Here is a 26,006-nt window from a genome sequence, read left to right as displayed (position 1 = left end):
TATTGATACAAGTGCTTTTTTTTATCCAAATATAAACATAAAGCAATATAAAATAGTACTTGAGTTGAGAGACAAAAAGAGTAATAAAAAAATGTTTTGTGCTAATATTTAATGTTTTGTATGTAGAAAAGTACAAAATGGTAATATATACTAAGTTTAGAAGTAAAGCTTTACAAGAAACTTCATTATCAAGGAGGATAAAAATGAAAAAAAGGTTATTAAGCATTATGTTGACGGTGATTATGGGGGCAACGTTACTTGTAGGGTGCGGAGGAAACTCTTCTAAGGGTAGTGCAGCCGAAGCAGAACCAGGGAAATTAAAGGGAGAGATTACGTTTTGGCATTCTTTTACGCAAGGAGCAAGATTAGAAACTATACAAGCAGTGGCGGATCAATTTATGAAAGATAATCCTGATGTAAAAATTAATATTGAAACTTTTTCTTGGGGAGATTTTTATACAAAGTGGACAACCGGTCTTGCTTCAGGAAATGTACCAGATATGAGTACGGCTCTCCCAGGGCATGTTGTTGAAATGATGGATGCCGAAGCAATTATTCCAGTAGATGATGTTATTGATAATATTGGCCGTGATAAATTTTCTAAATCAGCATTGTCAGAAGGAGAATCAGTTGGAAGCCATTATTCCTTACCTTTATACTCTCATGCACAAGTAATGTGGTATAGAAAAGATTTATTAGAAGCAGTAGGACTTGAAGTTCCTAAGACTTGGAAGGAATTTGCAAACGCTGCTAAGGTTTTAACTACTAATGATGTTTATGGATGTTCATTCCCTACTGGATCTAAAGATTTAATGGGGACAAGATTCTTAAATTTCTATGTACGTAGTGCAGGAGGAAGTCTTTTGACAGATGATTTAAAAGCAGATCTTACAAGTGACTTAGCTATAGATGGTATTAATTATTGGCTTGATATTTATAAGAACTCATCACCAAAAGATTCTGTTAACTATGCAGTTCTTGATCAAGCAACTTTATTCTACCAAGGTAAGACTGCATTTGATTTTAATTCTGGATTTCAAATAAGTGGTGTAGCTACAAACTCACCAGATTTAGTTGATAAAATTGATTGTGCTCCAATTCCAAAAGTTAATGCTAATGATCCTGATTATGGAATTGAAACATCAAATATTCCAATGGTAATTTGGGAAAAATCAGAGCATCCAGAAATATGCAAGGCATTTATTGAAAAGTTATATGAAAAAGAAAATTATATTAAATTCTTAGAAGCAACACCTGTGGGAATGCTACCTGCTATTAAAGGTATATCGGATACTGAAGAATATAAATCAAATGAAACAGTTAAGAAGTTTTCAAATGCTGTAGATGTTATTAGCACAGCTGTTGATAAGGGTACAGCTATAGGATTTGAACATGGACCAAGCGTAGAAGCAGGTTTATTAACATCACAAGGAATTATTGAATCTATGTTCCAAGATATTATTACAAATGGAACAGATGTTAAAAAAGCAGCTCAAACTGCTGAAGATAAATTAAACGAGTTATTTAGTACAGTTAAGTAATATGAATTTTGAATGATGGGGCTGTCGCACAATTAAAAATATAAAATAGGAATATGCGACAGCACCATAATTTAAGAAAGGGTGGAGAGGGTGTTTGTGAAAATAAAAGCAAAAAAAGATTATGCAAGATGGGTATTTGTACTTCCAGCTCTTATTATAGTAGGAGTATTATTGATTTACCCTATATTTTCTAGTTTATATTATAGTTTAACAACAAAGCATTTAATTAAGCAATCATATGATTTTATTGGATTACAAAATTATACATCAGTTTTAAAGGATCCAGAGTTCTTTAAAGCATTTATTATATCTATTATATGGACATTAGTATCATTGATTGGTCAATTATTTATAGGGTTTACAGCCGCTTTGTCAATTAATAGAGTAAAACATTTAAAAGGTGTTTATCGTACAGCATTAATTATTCCATGGGCATTTCCTTCTATAGTAATAGCCTTATCTTGGAAATGGATGCTTAATGGAGTATCAGGATTTATACCTAATATACTTGTGAAATTAGGGTTTACTAGCACTTTACCACAATTTTTAAGTGATGCTAATTTAGTTTTACCAACTTTATTTTTTATAAATATATGGTTTGGGGCACCAATGATAATGGTAAATGTACTTTCAGCATTACAAACAATACCCCAAGACCAGTATGAAGCAGCACAAATTGATGGTGCATCAAAAGGTCAACAATTTAGATTTATTACTATGCCACATATAAAAACAGTAATTGGATTACTTGTAGTATTGCGTACAATTTGGATATTTAATAATTTCGATTTAATTTATTTAATTACAGGTGGTGGACCTGCAAATGCAACAACAACAGTACCAATATATGCTTATAATATGGGCTGGGGTACGAAGTTATTAGGAAAATCATCAGCAATAACTATTTTATTGCTATTATTCTTATTACTTATATGTGCAGCTTATTTTACTATTATAGGAAAATGGGAAAGGGAGGATAAATAATGATAAGTAAAAAAGATAAGTTTGGAAATTTTATGTGTCATATATATCTTATTATTTTAACTATTATAGCTGTTTTCCCATTACTATGGATACTACTTTCTTCTGTTAAAACATCAGGTGAACTAACAGCAAATCCTACAAGTTTTTTACCAAAGAACTTTACTTTAGAGAATTTCATTCATGTAATTAAAGATTTAGGGTTTGCAGTAAATATTAAAAATAGCTTATTAATTTCTCTTATAACTACTTTGATAGCAATTACAATTTCAGCAATGGCAGCTTATGGTATCGTAAGATTTTTCCCTAAGTTTGGAAATGTTATGTCTAAACTATTAGTTACTACATATATGTTTCCACCAATTTTATTAGCAATTCCATATTCATTGGTAATGGCAAAGATTGGTCTTACTAATACAAGGATAGGGTTAGTAATAGTTTATCTTTCATTTAGTGTACCATATGCTGTTTGGATGCTGGTTGGATTTTTTAAGACTGTTCCAATAGGAATAGAAGAGGCAGCTAAAATTGATGGAGCAGACAAGCTACAAACCTTTGTAAGAATAGTTCTTCCATTGGTTATGCCAGGAATAGTAGCTACGGCAATTTATACTTTTATAAATGCATGGAATGAGTTTTTATACTCTTTAATTTTAATAAACAGCACCGATAGAATGACTGTTTCGGTTGCACTTAGATCATTACAAGGAGCGGAAATTCTTTCATGGGGTGATATGATGGCAGCATCAACACTTGTAGTAGTACCATCAATAATTTTCTTTATGTTTATTCAAAGGAAAATTGCAGCTGGAATGACTGATGGATCAGTAAAATAAACAACATAAAAATGGAGGGTGAATTATGAAGAATATAGGTTATGCAATAGTAGGAACAGGATATTTTGGCGCTGAATTAGCGCGTATTATGAAAGATCAAGAAGGAGCTAAGGTTGTAGCAGTACTAGATCCAGAAAATGCAGAAACAATAGCTAAAGAATTAGGATGCGATGTAGAAACTGACTTAGATACTATGTATAGTAGAGAAGATGTAGAGGCTGTTATAGTAGCAACACCAAACTATCTACACAAAGAGCCAGTTATTAAAGCAGCAGAACATGGAATCCATGTATTTTGTGAAAAACCAATAGCTTTAAGTTATGAAGATTGTGATGAAATGGTTGCTATTTGTCAAGAAAAAGGCGTAATATTTATGGCTGGACATGTAATGAATTTTTTTAGAAGTGTAAGACATGCTAAAAAATTAATTAATGAAGGTGTATTAGGAGATGTACTTTATTGCCATTCTGCTAGAAATGGATGGGAAGAGCCTCAATCAAGTATATCATGGAAAAAGATTCGAGAAAAATCAGGTGGACACTTATATCATCATATTCATGAATTAGATTGTATACAATTTATTATGGGGACACCAGAAGAAGTAAGTATGGTAGGTGGAAATGTAGCTCACTCAGGTGAACAATTTGGTGATGAAGATGATATGTTATTTATTACATTACAATTCCCAAATAATAGATATGCTTTATTAGAATATGGATCAGCATTCCACTGGCCAGAACATTATGTATTAATTCAAGGAACAAAAGGTGCCATTAGAATTGATATGAAGGATGTTGCTATGACAGTAAAAACTAAAAATGGAGAAGAAACATATCTTGTTCATGAAACAAAAGAAGAAGATGATGAGCGTACAAGAATTTACCATGGAACAGAAATGGATGGAGCTATAATGTATGGTAAACCAGGAAAGTTACCTCCAAAGTGGTTACATGGAATTATGAAAAATGAAATGAAATATTTTAATGAGATTTTACATGGAAAAGATGCTGATGATGAGTTTAGACCATTATTAACAGGGAAAGCAGCTAGAGCAGCAATCGCTACTGCAGATGCATTAACTAAATCTCGTTATGAAAATAGAAAAGTAAAATTAAATGAGATTGTTTCTAAATAAATAGATATTACAGTGTAGTTGTGGACTGAGAATATAAATAAAATTGAGGAGAAGATTATGTATAGTTTAATAAAAAAATCAATATCTACTATTGCTTTATCAACATTAGCGATTACTTCTTTACCTACTTATAGTGTATCAAGTCAAACTACAGAAGAGTATGGAGCAAGAAAATATTTTATAAATAACAATATAGAAAATATAAAAAATATAGAAAATAAATCTTTTGATTTGGTACAAAATTTAAATACTAAAATATTAGAAAAAGAAAATATAGAGACTCTAAGTGGAACGGTTGTAGATTTTACTAAAGAGGCTACAGTTACATCAAATTCAACTATTCCTAATGGATTAATTATTGAAAAAAGTAATATTAATATTACAGCAGGAAAAGGTTATGACTTGAGTTCTGAAATGGGCTCGGAATATGTAAAAGCTTTAGAAAAAGGAACAATAATTGTTTCTTATAAATCAACAAGTAATAATAGTATACAGTCATTAGTAAGCATTGGAAATAATACTAGCGGGAATAGGGATAGACATTTCCATATTTATATTACTAATACAGGGGAAGTGGGAATGGAACTTAGAAATACTGATAGTGTATTAAAATATACATTAAGTAGGCCAGCGGCTGTAAGATCAATATACAAAAATAATCTTGTATTTAACACAATTGCATTTAAAGCAGATCCAAACAATAAGCAATATAAAATATTTGCCAATGGTGAATTACTTGCAACTTTAAATACCGATGTATATAAGTTTATAAATGATATTACAGGTGTAAATAATGTTATGCTAGGTGGGACCGTTAGAGATGGAGTTATAGCATATCCATTCGGAGGAACAATTGGAAATGTGAAAATTTATAATGAAATTTTAACTGATGAGGCCCTTAAGGCAGAAACTGGAGCAACAACATATGGGAAAAACATTTTTTATGCTGGTGATAGCACTAAATCTAATTATTTTAGAATACCATCATTATTATCTTTAAGTTCAGGAACTGTTGTATCAGCTGCTGATGCAAGATATGGTGGAACACATGACTCTAAAAGTAATATAGATATTGCATTTTCAAAGAGTCTAGATGGAGGTATAACATGGAAAAATCCAACAATACCATTACAATTTAATGATTATGTTGCAAAAAATATTGATTGGCCACGTGATTCTATAGGAAAAAATGTTCAAATTCAAGGAAGTGCATCTTTTATTGATCCAGTATTATTAGAAGATAAGGAAACAAAGAGATTGTTTATTTTTGCAGATGCTATGCCTGCTGGAATAGGAAGTTCTAATGCATCAACGGGATCAGGATATAAGGATATTGCTGGTAAGAAATATATGAAGTTAAGATGGCACCAAGATGGAAGTTCAACTTATAATTATTCCATCCGTGAAAATGGGGTAATATATAATGATGTAACTAACTTACCTACAGAGTATAAAATTGATGGAGATTATAATTTGTATAAAAATGGAATCGCATTATTATGTAAACAATATGACTATAATTTTAGTGGTACAACTCTATTGGAGACAGCCACAAATGTTGATGTTAACATGAACGTATTTTATAAAGATTCTCTATTTAAAGTATTTCCAACAACATATTTAGCAATGAAGTATAGCGATGATGAAGGAGAAACTTGGTCTAATTTGAACATTGTAAGTAGCTTTAAACCGGAAAATTCTAAATTCTTAGTTTTAGGACCAGGTGTTGGAAAACAAATTTCAAAGGGACAGTATAAAGGAAGATTAATTGTACCACTATATTCAAGTTCATATGCTGAGCTTGGCTTTATGTATAGTGATGATCATGGACAAACTTGGAATTATGTAGCAGCAGACAATAGGAACACCGGATCTACAGCAGAAGCACAAATTGTTGAAATGCCTGATGGATCTCTTAAATCATATTTGCGTACTGGGTCTGGAGTTATAGCAGAAGTCACAAGTATCAATGGAGGAGAAACTTGGAGCGATAGAGTAACTGTACCTAATATGCATACTACTTCATATGGAACTCAACTATCAGTTATTAATTATTCAGGGCTGATTGATGGAAAAGAAGCTATTATTCTATCAGCACCAGATTCAAGTAGTGCACGTAGAAATGGAAAGATATGGATAGGTTTAATTAATGATACAGGTGCTTCAGGAATAAATAAATATTCTATTGAATGGAAATATTGTTATTCAGTAGATAGTTCAAATATGGGATATTCATATTCTTGTCTTACAGAATTACCTAATAGAGATATTGGATTACTATATGAGAAGTATGACTCTTGGTCTCGTAATGAATTGCATCTTAAAAATATATTAAAATATGAAACATTTTCAATTAATGAGTTAAAGCAACCTATATCTAACTAAGATTAGTAGAAAATATTAAGGAGAAGATTTATGAGAAATTTAGAAAAGTATAAAGGTATAATACCAGCTTTTTATGCTTGTTATGATGATGAGGGAAAAATAAGTCCAGAACGTACACAGATGTTTACTCAATACTTAATAGATAAAGGAGTAAAAGGCCTTTACGTTTGTGGATCTTCAGGGGAATGTATATATCAAAGTAAAGAAGAAAGAAAAATAACATTAGAAAATGTAATGAAAGTTGCAAAAGGAAAAATTACTATAATAGCTCATGTAGGATGCAACAATACTAGAGATAGTGAAGAACTTGCAGAACATGCAGAAAGTATAGGGGTAGATGCTATAGCATCTATTCCCCCAATTTACTTCCATTTACCTGATTATTCAATTGCTGAATATTGGAATGATATAAGTAATGCTGCACCAAATACTGATTTTATTATATATAATATTCCACAATTAGCGGGAGTTGGTTTAGGAATTAATTTATATAAGCAAATGCTTAAAAATCCAAGAGTAATTGGTGTAAAGAATTCTTCAATGCCAGTACAAGATATTCAAATGTTTAAGGATATATCTGGTGATGAAAGCGTTGTATTTAATGGACCAGATGAGCAATTTGTTGCTGGATGTATAATGGGAGCAGATGGAGGTATTGGCGGAACTTATGCAGTTATGCCAGAATTGTTTCTTGCAGCTGACAAAGCTTTAGGGGAAGGTGATTTAAAAAAAGCTCAAGATATTCAATATAAGATTAATAGAATTATATATGAGATGTGCTCTTGTCATGGAAATCTTTATGGAGTAATGAAAGAAATATTAAAAGAAAAGGGAATTAATATTGGAGGAGTAAGAAAACCTCTTAGTTCAATAGTAGAATCTGATAAAAATAAAATTAAAATATGTAGTAAGTTAATAGATGATGCTATAGGAAGCTTAGATTAGCTTTAAATAATATTCTTTATTATAAATATAGGATTTAAATAGGTTTTTAATAATAATTAGATTTGTTAAATAAATATAATAATAGTTAAAAAAGCTTTACTTTATTTTACAAAACTATGATATTAACTAAATTTTCCACATGATATACTCCAATCAGATGTAATTTTAAAATTAAGAAAAGTTTTATTAAGGGGAGGATATCATGGCTAAGAAAAAACTATACAAAAGCAAATTATTTATTTTAGGATTAACTGCTTTAATTTGTACAAGACCTTTAGAAACTATGGCGTTAAGCACAAAAACATTATTGCTAAAAGCTGATACTACTCAAGAAAATATTAAAGTGGATAAAGCTCAAATACCAGAATTATTAATTACAGAAATATTACCAGATTCTAAAAATATCGATGGAGCAGATGCTTATGAATTTATAGAGGTTTACAATAACTCAAATAGAGAGGTCAATTTAAAGGATTATAAGATATATTACAACTATCCAGATAAGGGTGATTCAAGTGATGTATTATGGGTGGATATTAATGAAGATATTAATGTTAAAAGTGGAGAGGCTATTGTTTTTTGGATTAAGAATGGAAGTAATGACACTTTAACAGCTGCTGATTTTAATAATCATTTTAATAGTCAATTAGAAATGAATGTAAATTTATTTGAGGTATATAGTGCTGGGATGGCTAATAGTGGTGCAAGAGCGCTTAGACTTACTACTAATATAAAGGAAGAAGTAGATTTTGTTTCTTATAATATGAATGGCATAAAAGATACAGCGGAAGATAAATCTATAAAGTATCTTTATGATGAAAATACTAATGAAAGTGTTATGACAAGTAATAAAGCTGTGCCAGATCCAGGGACTGTAAAAGAAGAGGATAAACCCGTGCAATCTAATTCCAATTCTCCGGTGAATAAACCTATAGTAGAAAATATGACAGCAGAAAACTTTACAAATGAAGAGGAAGTAGTATTTAAAGTAAAAGCAAAATCTGATGAAACTAATATCAAAACAGTTAAATTAAGTTATAAAAATGATAAGATGAGTAAATATGAAACATATAACTTATTAAAAGAAGATGGAGATATATTTTCAAAGACAATTTCTAAATATGATTTAATTGGAAAAGCTTATTATGAATATTATTTTGAAGTTAGTGATGGTTTTACAACGATAAAAACTCCTATAGAAAAAACTACCAATGCAGAAGTTGATACATCAGCTATTAGATTTAACATAAGTGAAAATGAATATATATCTGGAACAGATAATTTAATTACAACAGGTGATAAGTTATTAATTGATGGAGTAGATAAAACTTCTGAAACAGTAGAATCTATAGAAAATAATGCTAAGATAGTTTTTGATATTAAGGATACAGATACTTTCTTTAAAAATGCAGTTGCAATTGGAAATACTGTTCTTGGAATATTTAATGAAGGAACTTATGATAATTGGGATACAGTTGCGTATGATGTAGATCCTATTTATTTGACTAAGGGAGAAAAAATTCAAATTGATATTCATGCTGGTAATAAAGCAAATGCATTAGAGCATAACTGGGAAAATAATGATGACTTTGTAGTTAGAAATATCAGATTAGTATTACCTGATGGAAGTATATTACGTCCAGAAGGATTTGAAAATCCTGAAAAAGTTATTAAAATGGGAGATTCAGGCGGAAAAATTGAAATCTTAGAAGCTAAATTTACACCAAGTGATGAATCTTTTAATGCATTAAGATATGAAATAGATACAACAAAATTTAGTGATGGAGAGCATACTATAAGTGGTAGTTTAACTTCATCAAATGAAAGTGAAGATGTTAAATTTATTGTAGATAATACTGCTCCTGAAATAACTACAAATATAAAGGATAATCAAATATATAAAGGAACAAATGAAATAATAGTAGATTCAAATGATGCCCTTTCAGGAGTTAAAGAGTTATCGGTAAAATTAGATGATAAGAAAATTGAATTACCTTATACCTTCAGAGCTTTAGAGTTATCCCCAGGTGAGCATACTTTAACTATTTATGCTGTTGATAATTGTAATAATGAACATAATAAGGAAATTAAGTTTATTATTCCTGAAGAAAATGCAAAGTTAGGACTTGAAATAACTCCAGGGCAAGGAGCAATATTAAATTCTGATCCAACTTTTAAAATAGAAGCAACTGATAGTACTAATGATATAATGACTGTTTCCTTTAAAAAGGGTGAAAGATATGTTTTAGGAGACTATAATATTTCTAAAACAGAGGGGGTTAGCCAAAGTTCAGGAGCTAGTGGACAAGTATTTAGTGAAGATTCTAGCAATGGATTTCCTTATGAAGAATTTGATATTGAATTAAGTGGAGAAGTTAATGAAAATGCAACAATCCAAGTAGATTGGAAGGGAAAATCAAATAATTTAAAAACAAATATGTATGTATATAATTATACAACAAGCTCTTTTGATATAGTTGAAGCTGAAATGAATCAAAATGAAAAAGAAGTAAAATTAACAGGTACAGTTTCATTAAAGGATCATTTGAAAGATAACAAAGTAAAAGTTATGGTTCAAAATGGAGAAGGATATACTCCAACACAATATGAAGCAGGTACTCCAGCTGTTCCTTCAGAAAATACTAATATTACAACAAGTAATGAAAATGATTTAGATAGAAATTCTTATGATTTTACTTTTGCAATTGAAAGTGATACACAATATTATAATGAAGATACATCGGATAATACAAATATTGTTGGTAAGTATGAGCATCAATTAAATATTCATGATTGGTTACTTGCAAATCGTTCAAGGATGAATATTCAATATTTATTCCATGATGGTGATATTGTTGATGATGTAGATATGATTTCTCAATGGGAAAATGCAGATGCAGCTTATAAAAAGCTAGATGAAGCAGGACTGCCTTATGGTGTACTAGCTGGTAATCATGATGTTGGTCATTTAGCTGGAGATTATACTAATTATAGCACTTACTTCGGGGAAGATAGATTTATAAATAATAAATGGTATGGAGAAAGCTATAAAAATAATAGAGCTCACTATGATTTAATATCAGTAGGTGGAATTGATTTTATAATGATGTATGTAGGTTGGGGAATTGGTGATGAAGAAATAGAGTGGATGAATAATATATTAAAGAAATATCCAGAAAGAAAAGCTATTTTAAACTTCCATGAATACCTACTTGCAAGTGGAGGATTTGGTGAAGAACCACAAAGAGTACTTAATGAAGTAGTTTCTAAAAATTCTAATGTATGCATGGTTTTATCAGGTCATTATCATAATGCTCAAACTGTAATAAATGAATTTGATGATGATGGCGATGGAGTAAATGATAGAAAAGTTTATCAAATGTTATTTGACTATCAAGGACTACCAGAAGGTGGTATGGGTTATTTAAGATTGATGCATTTTGATTTAGATGGTAAGAAGGTTTTATTTAAAACTTATTCTCCTTCACTAGATGATTATAATGCAAAGGATACAGTTGCAGGTGGAGATACTATTTTAGGAGAAGAAGATTTTGAAATTTCCTTTGAAGATTTAGGGATTGAGCCAAAACAAAAGACCATCGAAACAACTGACCTGGATGTAAATGTATATACTGATGAAGTTATTGGTACAGTGAATAATGTAACAAATGATACTGAAATTTCTTATACATTAGAAAATGCAGAAAATGGTATGTATGGATGGTATGCAGAAGTTACAGATGAATTTGGTGGACGTTCAAGAACAAATGTAAATTACTTTACTGTAGACAAGGATATTGTAAAACCTGTTATAACATTGCCAGAAAATAATATAGTTGCATTAGGAACTGAATTTAATCCTATGGATGGAGTTATTGCAAAAGATGATAGGGATGGTGATTTAACTTCTAAAGTAGTTGTATCAGGTACTGTTGATATATTTAAAGAAGGAGATTACACAATAACCTATACAGTAGCTGATAATTCTGGTAATACAGAAACAGTATCAAGAGTTATAACAGTAAGGAAAATAGGAAGTTCTACTACTGAAGATGATAATGATATAGTAGATCAAGATAATAGCAGCAATAACGGAAACAACAATAGTAACGATAATAATGATTATGTAGGTGAAGATACTATAGAAGATGATAATATAGAACAAAATGATTCTAGCTTACCACAAACAGGAAATGAATCTGCAATTTCTCTTGCTGTAATAGCATTATCATTAATTGTAGGTGGATTTGCCTTAGCAAAGAAAAAGGTATTAAGATATAGAAAATAATAAAAATATCTTCAATTGTAATATTTATTTAGATAATGATATTAATTGTTAATCTTATAGAATTATAATTACGAAAACTATAAATATGGAATAGTTAAGAAGTTACTATTCCATATTTTTGTATTTAGAATACTCAGTGTTAGATGTGGGATTCAAAAGAGATTATAGCTTTGGTACATATCAGAAGAAGGATATTAAAATTTAAAATATAAATTTAATAATAGAAACTTTGGAGCAAAAGGATATTACTTAAGGTTGATTAAATTAGTAAAGAATAAAAAATACATTCAAGTACAATAGAAACAGGATATAGTTATAGATAAATTAAGCATTAAAAAATATAAAGGCCCTTAGTAGAATATTTAAGATTATTCTACTAAGGCTACTTTTATATATAAGTAACAATCAGGCATTGACAGTAAATACCAAAGAAACGTATAATGTTAATATGTTAACCTATTAATTAGAGATAATTTATTAAGTTTAGCGTTTAGTTAAATATTATGAAGGGGATGTATTTTATGAGAAAAAGTAAGGAAACAACAAAAAAAATAATTGCATCAACATTAGTAGGAACCGTAATTGTTAGCAGTGCACTAACTAATGTCGTAAATGCAGAAACAACTAAAATTAGTACAAGCGGTATAGTTAATATGGAAAATGGAGATGTAGAGGGTATAATTGAATCTATTAGGCGAAAATGCAAGGAAGATTTAATTGGTGGTGAATTAATTGATGTAAATAATGAAACTATAGCTAAGAAGATAGCGGGATATGTAAAACAAACCAAAACATATTTAGAATCCATGAATTTAGATGAAAATAATGATTACTTATGGGAAAATTTAAAAGATTACAAAGATAATCCAGCTAGAATAACATCAATGTTTAATAATATTGTGTCAATGTCTATGGCTTATAGTTTACCTAATGATACTTATTATAAAAATGAGAAGTTGAAAGATAATATAATTTATGCATTAGAATGGATAAATAAAAATGCCTATAATAGTGAAATAGAACAATACGGAAACTGGTGGGACTGGATGATCGGAGTACCTGCTAGATTAAATAATGTTGTTGTGTTGATGTATGATGACTTAACTGAAGATCAAATAACTAGATATATGGATGCAATACAAAAATTTTTACCGAGTATTGAACCAGGAAGCAAATATCATACTGGAGCTAATTTAGCAGATGTATGTTTAAATAAATTACTTCAAGGTGTTAATGAAAGGGATCCAGAAAAAATAAAAGAAGCCTCAGAAGATATATCAGGTGTTTTTGACTATGTAACTAGTGGAGATGGATTTTATCCAGATGGTTCTTATGTTCAACATGGAATTGTTGCCTATACTGGGTCATATGGAAACGTTCTTATAGATAAAATATCAAATGTAATGTTTTTACTAGAGGGGACTCCATGGAAAATTGAGGCTGAAAGTAAAAATAATATATATAATTGGATATTTGAAAGTTTTGATCCGATTATATATAAAGGCTATGTTATGGATATGGTTAGAGGAAGGTCTATATCTAGATATAACGGAAATGGATATATCCAAGCAGCTGGAATTATTGAAGGCATGATTAAAATATCAATGATTTCGGATGAAGATATGGCAAACAAAATACAAGCATTAGTAAAGCAATGGGCTATTGAAGCAGATGATGTAATAGATTTTGGAGAGAAGTTTAAATCAATAAATGTAATAGATAAATACTATGAAATGATGAATGATGAAGTTATTACTCAATCATTACAAGGTGCAGCTCACTATTCTCTAAATATGATGGATAAGACTGTTCATGAAAGAGAGGGGTATGCATTAGCTATTTCAAGAAGCTCAAGCAGAATAAGTAAATATGAATTTATGAACAAGGAAAATTTAAAACCTTGGTTTCAAGGAGATGGGATGACTTATCTTTATAATGATGATTTAACTCAATTCTCAGATGACTTTTGGTCAACAATAGATCCATATAGAATGCCAGGAACAACAATTGATACGAGAAAGAGAGCAGATAAAGAGATTCTTCCAGATATAGATGCAGGTTCACCGCTACAAGATGAAGTTTATTATGAACTAGGAAATAGTAGTTGGTCTGGTGGAACTAAACTAGGTAACTATGGTGTATCAGGTATGCAAATAGATAATAAGTATGACTCTTTGAAAGCAAATAAATCTTGGTTTATGTTTGATGATGAGATTGTTGCATTAGGTTCAGGAATAACTAATCCGGAAGAATTCAATACAGAAACAATAGTTGAAAATAGAAAAATAAGAAAAGATGGAAGTAATAAACTTATTGTTGATGGAGAAGAAAAGGTACAATCCCTAGGAGATAATGATAATGTTAAAAATGCAGAATGGGCATATTTAGAAGGAAATGTAGATGGGACAGGTATTGGGTATTACTTCCCAAATGGAGCTGATATAAATTTATTAAGAGATAATAGAGAAGGCAATTGGTTTAATATAAATGCTTCCAATTCAGCAGCAGATAAAACAGTTACAAACAACTATTTAACTATGTATATAGACCATGGTGCTAATATAGAAAATAAAGGATATAGTTATATATTATTGCCTAATAAATCATCAGAAGAAGTAGAGGATTATGCTAATAATTCAAATATTCAAATAGTAAAAAATGATGAGATTGCTCACGGAGTTAAGCATACGAAATTAAAGATGGAAGGTGCAAACTTTTGGATAGATGGTAAAAATACATCAGGCTCTATAACATCATCAGGAAAAGCATCAGTTATGATAAAAGAAAATGATGATAATACATTAACAATATCAGTTTCTGATCCAACATTTGAAGGAGAAAGCCTATCAATAGAAATTGCAAAATCAGCAACTAAATTAGTAAAATCAGATAGCCAAATTTCGAATGTAAGTTTAAATGATAAAAAGATAGCCTTTGATGTAAATACTTCTGGTGCAATGGGTGCAAGTTTTGAATTAACAGTAGAGTTAGGAGAACCTTTAAATGAGGATGAAGTAGAGGCAGAAGTTATAAATGAAGCTCCTATAATTTATGGAGAAGATGTAAAACTATATATTGGAGATACATGGGATAAAAGTCTTCACAAAATAATGGCATCAGATAAAGAAGACGGGGATTTAAGTGAAGCTATTAAGATTAAAGAAAATAATATTAAGTTAGATGATAGCTTTAAAGCTGTTGAAAAGGGAGAGTATAAAGTAGTATTTGAAGTTACTGATAGCAAGGGTGCTAAAGCAGAAAAGGAATTTACTGTAATAGTAGATGCGAAAAAAGAAGGTTCAAGTAATTCAAATGACGAAAATAATTCAATAAATTTACCTAATACTGGAGCCATTATAGGTGGAACTACCTTAGTAGGAATAGGTGGAGTACTAACATTATTAGGAGCATCAATGTTTAAAAAAAGAAAAAAATAAATTTAAAACTGTGAAAAATACAAAATAATACTAATAGATATATTTTGGATTTTATAAAAAAATATAAATGGAGGATATGAATATATGAATAAGAAAGAAGTAAAAGAATTAATGAAGGGACAATTAATTGCAGTAATTAGGGGGAATGATATAGATGAAGCAAAGCTTATTTGTAAAACTCTTGTAGAATCTGGAATTACATCGTTAGAAATTACATTTAGTCTTCCAAAGGCAGAAAAATTAATTTGTGATTTAAAAAAAGAATTTTCAAATGCACTTATAGGAGCAGGAACAGTATTATCTAAGGAACAAGCAAAACTTGCAATAGATAATGGAGCAGACTTTATAGTATCTCCTTGTATTGTAGAGGAAGTAGGAGCGTATTGTAGAGAAAAAGATATATTTTGTTCAATGGGAGCTGCAACGCCTACAGAAGTTTATAATTCATATTTAGCTGGTAGTGATGTTGTTAAATTATTTCCAGGAGATTGTATTTCAATGAAAATGATTAAGGGAATTAAAGCACCAATGCCATTCATTGAAATGATGCCAACTGGTGGAGTTGATGATATGAACGTAAAAGAGTGGTTTAAAAATGGTGCATATGCTACAGGATTTGGTGGATATTTAACTAAAGGAATAAATGCATCTAATCTTGATATATTAAAAGAACGTTGCGAAAAGTTAATACAAGCTACTAAATAAAAATTTAAGAGAAAAAATTAATAATATAGTTTATATTATTAAGGATATTAGGGAGAAAATTATAATATGAGTAAAGTACTATTATTTGGAGAACCAATGGCACTTTTTACAGCTAAAGTAGAAGGAGACTTAGAGAGTGTAAATTTATTTGAAAAATCAGTAGCAGGTGCAGAACTTAATGTTTGTACAGGTCTTGTAAGGTTAGGGCATACAGCTTCATATATCACAAGATTGGGAGATGATCCATTAGGTTTATATATTAAAAAGTTTATTAATAAAGAGAAAATAGGGACAGAGTTTATAACTTTTGACACCTTAAATAAAACAGGACTGATGTTTAAAAGTAAAGTTTCAAATGGAGATCCTGTAACAGCATATTACAGAAAAGGATCGGCATTTTCAAACATTACTTCAGAAGATATTGATAAGGTAAGTTTTGATGGAGTTGAACTTCTTCATGTAACTGGAATTCCCCCTGCATTATCATTAAGTTGCAGGGAAGCTACATATCGTTTGATGGAAAGAGCAAAAGAAAAAGGGGTTTATATAACCTTTGATCCGAATTTAAGGCCGGCTTTATGGGAAAGTGAAGAAGTTATGGTTAGTGTTATAAATGATTTAGCAAAAAAATGTGATTTAATATTGCCAGGTGTAGCAGAAGGGTTGGTATTAACTGGAAGTGGAGATGTAGAAAAAATAGCTGATTTTTATCAAAATCTTGGCATCAAGGAAGTTATTATTAAAAATGGTAGCAAGGGAGCTTATATTAGAAGTGGAAATGAGAGCTTTGAACAACCTGGATTTAAAGTTGAAAAAGTAGTAGATACCGTAGGGGCAGGAGATGGCTTTGCGGCAGGAGTGTTAAGTGGAAAATTAGAAGGATTGTCAATTAGAGAGTGTGCAATAAGAGGGAATGCAATTGGTGCGATTCAAGTTACATACTCTAGTGATAATGAAGGTTTACCTACACAGGACGAGTTGAAAAAATTTATAGAAAAAAGAATATAAATAAATGAGAAAAAGGGAGATTTGATATCTCCTTTTTTTTTATTTGAGAAAGTTTTCAGAAACTTATTGACTACGGTTACAAATGGTAGTAATATAATATTAACATCTTAATGTGTTAACTGGTTAACACGAAGAAAGGAGTGTTTTAGATGGAAACTAGATATGCACATAGCCCTAAGGATATAGAGCATTATTCAACAGAGGAATTACGTAGTGAATTTTTACAACAAAGAATATTTGTACCTGGTAAAGTTTGCTTAACTTATTTACATTACGATCGTCAAATATTTGGAGGCGTAACACCTGAGGACAAACCTTTGGAAATAGTTCTTTCAAAAGAGCTTGGAGTAGATTATTTCTTAGAACGTCGTGAACTTGGGATTATTAATATAGGTGGTCCTGGAACAATTATCATTGATGGAAAAGAAGAAGAAATGAAAAAACAAGATGGATATTATATTGGAAAGGAAACAAAGCAAGTAATATTTAAATCTAATGATTTAAATAATTTAGCAAAGTTTTATGTTGTATCAACACCTGCACACCATAAATATCCAAATGTGAAAATAGCTATAGATAACATCACGCCAAGGGTCGTTGGTGAAGGTAAAACATTAAATAAGAGAAAAATATTCCAATACATTCATCCAAATATATGTGAAAGTTGTCAATTACAAATGGGATATACAATTCTTGAAGAAGGTAGCGCATGGAATACAATGCCATGTCATACTCATGAAAGACGTATGGAAACATATTTATATTTCGATATGAATGAAGACACAAAAGTTTTCCACCTAATGGGAAAACCAGATGAAACTAAACATATTGTAGTAGGAAATGAAGAAGCTGTTATCTCCCCAAGTTGGTCAATACATTCAGGAGTAGGTACAAGCAATTATACATTCATATGGGCAATGTGTGGAGAAAACATAACATATGATGATATGGATATGGTTTCTATGGATGATTTAAAATAAAACGAGGAGGATTAAGTTTAATGAATGATTTTAAGTTAGATAATTTCTCATTAAAAGGAAAGATAGCTTTAGTAACTGGAGCATCTTATGGAATAGGATATGCAATTGCATCAGGTTTATCAAAAGCAGGCGCTAAAATAGTTTTTAATGATATAAATCAAGAACTAGTTGATAAAGGATTAGCAGCATATAAGGCAGATGGAATAGAAGCAAAAGGATATGTATGCGATGTAACTGATGAAGATGCTGTACAAGCTTTAGTTAAAAGAATAGAAGAAGAAGTTGGAGTTATTGATATCTTAGTTAATAATGCTGGAATAATCAAAAGAATTCCAATGATTGAAATGTCAGCAGCTGACTTTAGAAAAGTTATAGATGTAGATTTAAATGCACCATTTATTGTTTCTAAAGCAGTAATACCATCTATGATTAAAAAAGGTCATGGAAAGATAATTAATATATGTTCCATGATGAGTGAGTTAGGTCGTGAAACTGTTAGTGCATATGCATCAGCAAAAGGTGGATTGAAAATGCTGACAAGAAATATATGTGCAGAATATGGTGAAAATAACATTCAATGTAATGGTATAGGACCTGGATATATTGAAACACCACAAACAGCACCGCTAAGAGTTGAAGGAAATCCATTTAATGATTTCATTATTTCTAAAACACCAGCGGCTCGTTGGGGAAATACAGATGATTTAATTGGACCTACAGTATTCCTAGCATCGGATGCTTCTAACTTTGTAAATGGACATATACTATATGTAGATGGAGGAATACTTGCTTCTATAGGAAAGCAACCAGAAGCATAAAGAAAACAGAAATTATAATTATGTAAACTTGAATGCCGATATAATATGATATATTATATTAACATGTTATATTATTAAGGAGTTAAGAGTTATGATTGCAAAATATGAAATTATAAAACAAGACATTATTCAGATGATTGAAGAGAAAAAATTTAAACCAGGAGATAAAATTTATTCTGAAGGAGAGTTAAAAAAACTATACAACGTAAGTAGTACAACAGTTGTTAGAGCTCTTCAAGATTTGGTTTTGAGTGGATACCTTATTAGAAAACAAGGAGAAGGCACATATGTAAGGAAAAATTTTAAGCATAGACGTGCTTTCTTCGATGAAGGTAGCCCAATAATTGAAGAGGTTAAGAATAAGTATTCTGAGCAAAGTATCGTAGAAAGTAAAAAAATGTTGTTGGTTAGAGAATTAGAAGATAAAGAAATTGCCGCAAAATTAAATGTTAAGTCAAATGAAATTTTAGTTCATTTTTGTCGTGTAAGTTTTATTAATGATACTCCGTGGCAATTTCAAAATAGCTATATTCCAAAGAAATATTTAAAGAATTTTAACTACAAAGGTCTAAGTGAAAAAGATAGGCTGTCTGATGAGTTAAATAAATCATTAGGAATAAATTTGATGACTTTACCAATGAAGCAAAAAATAAAAGTTGAATTTCCAATTAAGGAAAAGAGTGTATGCGAGGCTTTAGCTATTGATGAAAATATACCAGTTTATAAATCAGAAAGAATTACTTATTATCCTGCACAAATACCATTTGAATTTGTAAGAACCTATTTACATTATAAATTTTACTCTATAGAAATTCAAACTGAAGATAATGTCTAAGTAAAAAGTAGACATTAAGGAGTTTTAAAATATGCGAAGTATTATAAAAGAACCGTTGATTCGTAGCGAACGTTATTTTAATTGTGGTTTTTTATCGAAAGAAACTATTGAAGAAGCATTAGATAAATGTATTAAAAAAATAGATAGAAATATAGAAATATTTGGAGAAAACTTTCCAACGCCAGCGACTAAAGATAATGCGTATGGTATTATGGATAATACTGAATGGACCAATGGATTCTGGACAGGAATTTTATGGTTAGCATATGAATATACAAAAGATAATAAATACAGAGAATTAGCAGAAAAAAATGTTGAATCATTTTATAACAGAATTGCAAATAATATTGAAGTCGGTCATCATGACCTAGGATTTCTTTATATACCATCATGTGTTAGTGCTTATAAATTAACAGGAAACAAGATAGCATATGATGCAGCTATTATGGCTGCGGATGCCTTGATTAAACGTTATCAAGAAAAGGGAGAATTTATTCAAGCTTGGGGTGAATTAGGAGCTCGCGATAATTATAGATTAATTGTTGATTGTCTTTTAAATATACCTTTATTATATTGGGCTACAGAGGTAACAGGAGAAGAAAATTACAGTAAAATTGCTAAGAAGCATTTTAAAACAACTATTGCAAATGCAGTAAGAGACAATGCTTCTGCATTCCACACATTTTACTTTGACCCAGTCACTGGAGAGCCTGTTGGAGGTAAGACTAGACAAGGGTATTCAGATGATTCTAGTTGGGCGAGAGGTCAGGCTTGGTTAATATATGGAATAGCATTAAATTATTCCTATGATATTAATGAAGAAAATATAGATATTTTTGAAGCAGTATCAAATTATTTTATAAATAGATTACCAGAAGATTATGTATGCTATTGGGATTTAATTTTTAATGATGGTTCTGGACAATCAAGAGATTCATCTTCGGCAGCTATAGCAGTTTGTGGATTTAATTTAATGGATAAGTTTTTATCAGAAACTAATGAAATGAAAAATGTTTATAGATACATACAACATTCAATATTAGGTAGCTTAATAAAAAATTACACTGATGATTTAACTGAGGGAGCTACAGCATTAATAAATCATGGAGTTTATTCTTGGCATTCAGGTAAAGGTGTAAATGAAGGTAATATCTGGGGGGACTATTTTTATATGGAAGCCTTAATTAGATTCTACAAGGATTGGAAAATGTATTGGTAAAAAATAATATAATAATTTATTAAATGGGGGAGTTTATTATGGAAAATAAACCAAATATAAAAATGGTTCGTATTGATGAAAGATTAATACATGGACAAGGCCAATTATGGATTAAAAGTTTAGGAGTGAATTTAGTTATTGTTGCAAATGATAAGGTATCAACAGATGCAATACAACAAACATTAATGAAAACAGTTATTCCTAAAGAAGTTGCTGTACGTTTTTGGACAATCGATAGAACTAACGAAGTAATTTGGAAGGCTGCTCCGCATCAAAATATATTCGTTGTTGTAAAGGATTGTAAGGATGCATTAAGATTAGCAGAAGGTGGGTTTCCTATTGAAAAATTAAATGTAGGTAATATACATGCTACTGCAGGTAAAGAAAAGGTTTCTCAATTCATTTACTTAGGTGAAGAAGACAAAGAAGCTTTACGTAAATTAAGAGATAAATATAATGTTGAATTTAATACTAAGACATCACCTGTATCAAATGATGGTGTTCAAACAATAGAAGTATTAAATAAGGTATTAGAATAAAAAGGGAGGAATAAAAATGGATATATCATTAACTCAGGCAATTTTAATAGGCTTAATTACTGCATTTTGTTATGCAGGACAATTATTAGGTATTTATACAAATCGTTCAATTGTTATGTCATTTTTAGTTGGACTTGTATTAGGGGATATTCCTACAGCACTAACATTTGGTGCATTAGCTGAATTAGCATTTATGGGATTTGGAGTTGGTGCTGGTGGTACAGTTCCTCCAAACCAATTAGGACCTGGAATCGTTGGAACAATAATGGCTATTACTTTAAAGAATCAAGGAGTTACTCCTGAATCAGCATTATCTTTATCATTCCCATTTGCTGTATTATTCCAATTACTTACTACTGCTGTATATACTGCTTTTTCAGGAACAACAGAAACTTCTAAGAAATTAATAGCTGAAGGCAAATATGAAAAGTATAAGTTAGTTGCTAATGCTACATTTATAGGTTTCTTAGTTGTTGGATTTATTGTAGGTTTTGCTTCAGCTGTAAGTTTACCAGCATTACAAGCATTTGTAGATGTATTACCACAATGGTTAATTAAAGGATTCTCAGTTGCCGGTGGTCTTATCCCTGCAATAGGATTTGCTATGATAATGTCAGTTATGCTTAAGAAGGAATATATTCCATATGTTTTATTAGGTTATATTTGTGTTTCATATTTAGCATTACCAACTATGGCTACTGCGTTAGTTGGAGCAGTATTTGCAATAATAATGTATAACTTAAACACAAAGAATGTAGAGGTTCAAGCATCTAGTGCTTCAAATGTGGTTGTAGAAGAGGAGGATTTTTCAAATGGAATCTAAAAAGCCAGTATTAACAGCAAAGGATTATTTAAACGTTACTTTAAGATCTTATTATTTACAAAATGGATTTAACTATAACTCATATCAAGGAACAGGATATTTATTTGTAATTTTTCCAGCATTAAAGAAAATTTATAAAAATGATCCAGAAAAACTAAAAGAAGTTTCAATGGAAAATATTGAATTCTATAATACTAATCCTCATATGTTACCATTTATAACTAGTATGCATTTAGCAATGTGTGACCATGGTGAAGAGATTGAAGATACTCGTAGCATAAAGATGGCTTTGATGGGACCTTTAGCGGGAATAGGGGATTCAATAGCACAATTTGGTTTAGCACCATTATTCTCAACTATTTTTGCTGGTTTAGCTATGGATGGTTTATCTTTTGCTCCAATGGCTTTCTGGATAACTATGATTGTTTCATTACTAGCAATTAAGTTATTAATGGGACATTTAGGATATAAACTTGGAACTAATGTAATTGCTACTTTAAGTGAAAAGATTGGTCAAATTTCTAATGCAGCAAATATAATAGGTGTTACTGTAATTTCAGCTTTAGCAGTTACATTTGTAAAAGCAAAGATAGGTATTCAATATGCTACTACTCTTGCTTCAGGAGAGGAACAAATAGTTTCTATTCAAACAATTTTAGATAAAATACTTCCAAATATGTTACCTGCAGTTATTACTATTGCTGTATTTACATTAGTAAAGAAATATAAATGGTCAACATATAAATTATTAGCTTTACTATTTGTATTAGGTATAGGACTTTCATATTTCGGAATTCTAGTATAGGGGGACTTTAAATGTATAAATTAGTGGTTGTAGGACATGGTAATTTTCCAAGTGGAGTTTTATCATCAGTATCTTTATTAGTTGGAGAAAATGAAAATATTATTGGACTTGATTTAGATGCAAATGAAACTCATGAAGGTTTTGAAAACAAATTAAAGGAAATATTAGATAACAATGATAAGGTTATAGTTCTTGCCGATTTAACAGGTGGAGCACCTCATCAAATAGCAGCTCGTTTAATTTTAGAATCTTCAAAGTTAAATCAATATATTATTTCAGGAATTAATCTTGCTTTAGTTGTAGATTTAGCAATGAAATGTTGTTTAGGAGAAGTAGAAGATGAGGATATTCAATCTGAATTATCAAACTCCATTAATGAAAGTAAAGATACAACAGTATTAATATCTAATAGGATGATGTAAAAATGAGTACCGAAAAAATAATTTTTATAGTATTAATTATTATAATATTCTTCGTTTATTATATTATCTCATCAATGCTTAAATATAAGGGAATTAGAGAGAATAATGAGAAGCATTCTAAATTTCTTGATGAACTTATTATCGGAGATAAAGTAGTTTTGAGTTCTGGTATTTTTGGAACGTTAAGGGAAAAGAATGAAAGGGGCTACTCCGTTGAAATAAGTAAAGGTATTATAATAAAAGTTCTACCATCTAGTATTATAGGAAGAAGTTGAGGATATTAAATTATGATAGCTTTTGATTTAGTTAATAAATATAGTAATGATTTTTTAGGGGATAATTGGAGAAGGATTGTTAGGGAAAATTGTAAGAAAGAAATAAAAAGAGCAAAGTTTCAAGGCGATTTACTTTGTCGTAACGTAATAATTTATAATGATCCTATGGATATGGAAGCAACATCTGTTCCTTATGTATTTGATGGAGTGGATTGGAACAAAACCGCTAATTTGGACCCGGAATGGATATTTATGCTAAGTCGTAATGGATTTATGGTAGATTTAGCAATTTCATATAGGCTTACTGAAGATAAAAAGTATTTAGAAAAATGGAAGGAATATCTTTTTAGTTTTATAAAGTATAATGGAATTCCTTCAGATTATAATAAAGATACCTGGCGTACTCTAGATACAGGGATAAGATTATCTAATTGGATGAGAAGCCTGATATATTTAGGAAATGATTTAGAGTTATCAAATGAAGAGTTAGAAAAATTTGAAGAGTCATTAAAAATACACTTAGAATTTTTAGATGAAGCTTATAAACCAAAAGAATTGTTAAGTAATTGGGGCGTATTACTTATTACAGGTGTACTTTCAGTATCTATTTTATTCCCTGATTTAGTAGATGAAGAACATAGAAAATGGGCATGGGACCTGTTAGAAGATCAGCTTAATATACAATTTTATCAAGATGGAATACAGTGGGAACAAAGTCCTATGTATCACCATGAAGTTGTATTAAGCATAACATATGTAATGATGCATGCTGAATATACAAAGCAACATATACCGTTAGATATTAGAGAAAAATTAAAGCCTTTAGTTGCTGCATCTCAATTTTATATAAAACATAATGAAAAATTACTTTCTTTAAACGATAGTGATAATGTTGATTTTTCATATGTGTATAGTATATATAGATGCCTTGGATTATCATCTGAGGCTCCTTCTAAAAATGAGAAGGGAATTTTGTTTGTTGGAAGTATGTATGAGAATAAGTATATAGACTCTAAGAATGTTTCGGTTAACGGCTGTTTTAAACAAATAGATAGTGGATTCTTGGCATATAAGGATAATAATCATTTAATAACATTATTTAATGGTAGACATGGAAGTGCTCATGGACATGCATCTCTTGGAAGTATGACTATTACTTTAAATAAGACTGATATAGTAGGGGATCCGGGAAGATTTACTTATAGAAATGACTCCCCACTAAGAACAGGTTTAAAAAAACAATGGATGCATAATACTGTTGATGTTGATGATAAGGAAGATTTTAAGATTAGTGGAGATTCTTCATATGACGAAGTTCAAGATCCAATAGGAAGTATCTATAATCAAAAAGGAAATTATATAGCCTTAGAAGGAATATGGTCAGGGAAGGCTGATATGACAGAAAAAGAAAAGATTGAAAATTCAAAGAAAAACTTATACACAATAAAAAGAACAGTTTTTTTAGAAAATAAAATGAATGTCGTATTAGTATTTACGGAAATTGATTATCCTGGTGAACATAAATGGCGTTCAATTTATAATATTGAACCAACAGCAAGATGTATTTATGAAGAAGAAAAAATGGTGGTTCAATCTGAAAATATGAGCTTTATAGTAGATGTTTTAGAAGGAGAACCTTTTGTAAAGACAAAGAGTATTTTCTCTAATAAATACAATCATCTATGTAATAATGATAAATTAGTATCTAGTTCTTCATTTATAGATAGAGGGGTTAAGGTAGAAGCTTTTTATGAAAAGAATACTATTAATATAAGACCTTTATATGTTCATCAAAATGGTAAATCTGAACAAGCTGAAAAGGACAAGATGATCGGATTTGAAGTAAAGAGTTTAAAGGATGATGAAGAGTTTTCAATATTCTATTGTGGATTTGATACATTCAAAGGAAATAAAATCTATTATAGCGAAAAGGGTCAAGGAATATTCGGTAAGTTAACTATTTTTGATAAGGATAATAAAAGAATTAAACTTTTATAAAAGTAGCTTTAATTCATAGTAAAAAGGAGAA

The 26,006-nt window shown here is 30.1% G+C and carries 20 protein-coding genes; all 20 read left to right on the top strand.

Features of this window, described 5'->3' with window-relative positions:
* The first annotated feature begins 203 nt into the window (after window positions 1–203).
* Window positions 204–1,541: a sugar ABC transporter substrate-binding protein gene (locus CSBG_RS14215; protein ID WP_008680629.1), complete on the top strand. Its 1,338-nt coding sequence runs from the start codon at window positions 204–206 to the stop codon at window positions 1,539–1,541.
* Window positions 1,542–1,637: 96 nt separating this feature from the next.
* Window positions 1,638–2,525: a sugar ABC transporter permease gene (locus CSBG_RS14210; protein WP_008680627.1), complete on the top strand. Its 888-nt coding sequence runs from the start codon at window positions 1,638–1,640 to the stop codon at window positions 2,523–2,525.
* Window positions 2,525–3,358, top strand: coding sequence for a carbohydrate ABC transporter permease (locus CSBG_RS14205; protein ID WP_008680625.1), 834 nt, complete (start codon window positions 2,525–2,527; stop codon window positions 3,356–3,358). The genes CSBG_RS14210 and CSBG_RS14205 overlap by 1 nt, the downstream gene beginning before the upstream one ends.
* A gap of 25 nt (window positions 3,359–3,383) precedes the next feature.
* A complete protein-coding gene (locus CSBG_RS14200) occupies window positions 3,384–4,493 on the top strand; it encodes a Gfo/Idh/MocA family oxidoreductase (RefSeq protein WP_008680622.1) in 1,110 nt (369 codons plus the stop codon).
* A gap of 57 nt (window positions 4,494–4,550) precedes the next feature.
* Window positions 4,551–6,878, top strand: coding sequence for a sialidase domain-containing protein (locus CSBG_RS14195; RefSeq protein WP_008680620.1), 2,328 nt, complete (start codon window positions 4,551–4,553; stop codon window positions 6,876–6,878).
* Window positions 6,879–6,908: 30 nt separating this feature from the next.
* Window positions 6,909–7,823, top strand: a complete 915-nt coding sequence (locus CSBG_RS14190) for a dihydrodipicolinate synthase family protein (RefSeq protein ID WP_008680619.1) — start codon at window positions 6,909–6,911, stop codon at window positions 7,821–7,823.
* 202 nt (window positions 7,824–8,025) lie between these two features.
* Window positions 8,026–12,111 carry an immunoglobulin-like domain-containing protein gene (locus CSBG_RS14185; RefSeq protein ID WP_008680617.1) on the top strand — a complete coding sequence of 1,362 codons (4,086 nt, stop codon included), beginning with the start codon at window positions 8,026–8,028 and terminating at the stop codon, window positions 12,109–12,111.
* Window positions 12,112–12,632: 521 nt separating this feature from the next.
* The gene (locus tag CSBG_RS14180; RefSeq protein ID WP_008680615.1) at window positions 12,633–15,548 is read left to right on the top strand and encodes a polysaccharide lyase family 8 super-sandwich domain-containing protein; all 2,916 of its coding nucleotides are present in this window, start codon (window positions 12,633–12,635) and stop codon (window positions 15,546–15,548) included.
* Between the two features lie 84 nt (window positions 15,549–15,632).
* Window positions 15,633–16,253, top strand: a complete 621-nt coding sequence (locus tag CSBG_RS14175) for a bifunctional 4-hydroxy-2-oxoglutarate aldolase/2-dehydro-3-deoxy-phosphogluconate aldolase (RefSeq protein ID WP_008680614.1) — start codon at window positions 15,633–15,635, stop codon at window positions 16,251–16,253.
* A gap of 66 nt (window positions 16,254–16,319) precedes the next feature.
* Entirely contained in the window at window positions 16,320–17,261 is a 942-nt protein-coding gene (locus CSBG_RS14170; protein WP_008680612.1) for a sugar kinase, read from the top strand.
* Window positions 17,262–17,410: 149 nt separating this feature from the next.
* On the top strand, window positions 17,411–18,241 hold the full coding sequence (kduI, locus tag CSBG_RS14165; protein WP_008680611.1) for a 5-dehydro-4-deoxy-D-glucuronate isomerase: 831 nt from the start codon (window positions 17,411–17,413) through the stop codon (window positions 18,239–18,241).
* Between the two features lie 20 nt (window positions 18,242–18,261).
* The gene (locus CSBG_RS14160) at window positions 18,262–19,059 is read left to right on the top strand and encodes a gluconate 5-dehydrogenase (protein WP_008680610.1); all 798 of its coding nucleotides are present in this window, start codon (window positions 18,262–18,264) and stop codon (window positions 19,057–19,059) included.
* 91 nt (window positions 19,060–19,150) lie between these two features.
* Complete coding sequence (locus CSBG_RS14155) at window positions 19,151–19,894, top strand: GntR family transcriptional regulator (protein ID WP_008680609.1); 744 nt, start codon at window positions 19,151–19,153, stop codon at window positions 19,892–19,894.
* Between the two features lie 31 nt (window positions 19,895–19,925).
* Window positions 19,926–21,113 carry a glycoside hydrolase family 88 protein gene (locus CSBG_RS14150; protein WP_008680608.1) on the top strand — a complete coding sequence of 396 codons (1,188 nt, stop codon included), beginning with the start codon at window positions 19,926–19,928 and terminating at the stop codon, window positions 21,111–21,113.
* A gap of 38 nt (window positions 21,114–21,151) precedes the next feature.
* On the top strand, window positions 21,152–21,652 hold the full coding sequence (locus tag CSBG_RS14145; RefSeq protein ID WP_008680607.1) for a PTS sugar transporter subunit IIB: 501 nt from the start codon (window positions 21,152–21,154) through the stop codon (window positions 21,650–21,652).
* A 16-nt stretch (window positions 21,653–21,668) separates the two neighbouring features.
* Window positions 21,669–22,475 (top strand): PTS sugar transporter subunit IIC, encoded by an 807-nt coding sequence (locus CSBG_RS14140; RefSeq protein WP_008680606.1) that lies wholly within the window; start codon window positions 21,669–21,671, stop codon window positions 22,473–22,475.
* The gene (locus CSBG_RS14135) at window positions 22,465–23,280 is read left to right on the top strand and encodes a PTS system mannose/fructose/sorbose family transporter subunit IID (protein ID WP_008680604.1); all 816 of its coding nucleotides are present in this window, start codon (window positions 22,465–22,467) and stop codon (window positions 23,278–23,280) included. Before CSBG_RS14140 ends, CSBG_RS14135 begins: the two co-directional genes overlap by 11 nt.
* Window positions 23,281–23,291: 11 nt before the next feature.
* Window positions 23,292–23,702 (top strand): PTS sugar transporter, encoded by a 411-nt coding sequence (locus CSBG_RS14130; RefSeq protein ID WP_008680602.1) that lies wholly within the window; start codon window positions 23,292–23,294, stop codon window positions 23,700–23,702.
* 2 nt (window positions 23,703–23,704) lie between these two features.
* The gene (locus CSBG_RS14125; RefSeq protein WP_008680600.1) at window positions 23,705–23,977 is read left to right on the top strand and encodes a preprotein translocase subunit YajC; all 273 of its coding nucleotides are present in this window, start codon (window positions 23,705–23,707) and stop codon (window positions 23,975–23,977) included.
* Window positions 23,978–23,989: 12 nt separating this feature from the next.
* Window positions 23,990–25,975, top strand: a complete 1,986-nt coding sequence (locus tag CSBG_RS14120; protein ID WP_008680599.1) for a heparinase II/III family protein — start codon at window positions 23,990–23,992, stop codon at window positions 25,973–25,975.
* Window positions 25,976–26,006: the final 31 nt, after the last annotated feature.

Origin of the sequence: Clostridium sp. 7_2_43FAA (genome assembly GCF_000158375.2) — a bacterium.
Lineage (GTDB): Bacteria > Bacillota > Clostridia > Clostridiales > Clostridiaceae > Clostridium > Clostridium tertium.
This window is presented reverse-complemented; position numbering and strand designations above follow the sequence as displayed.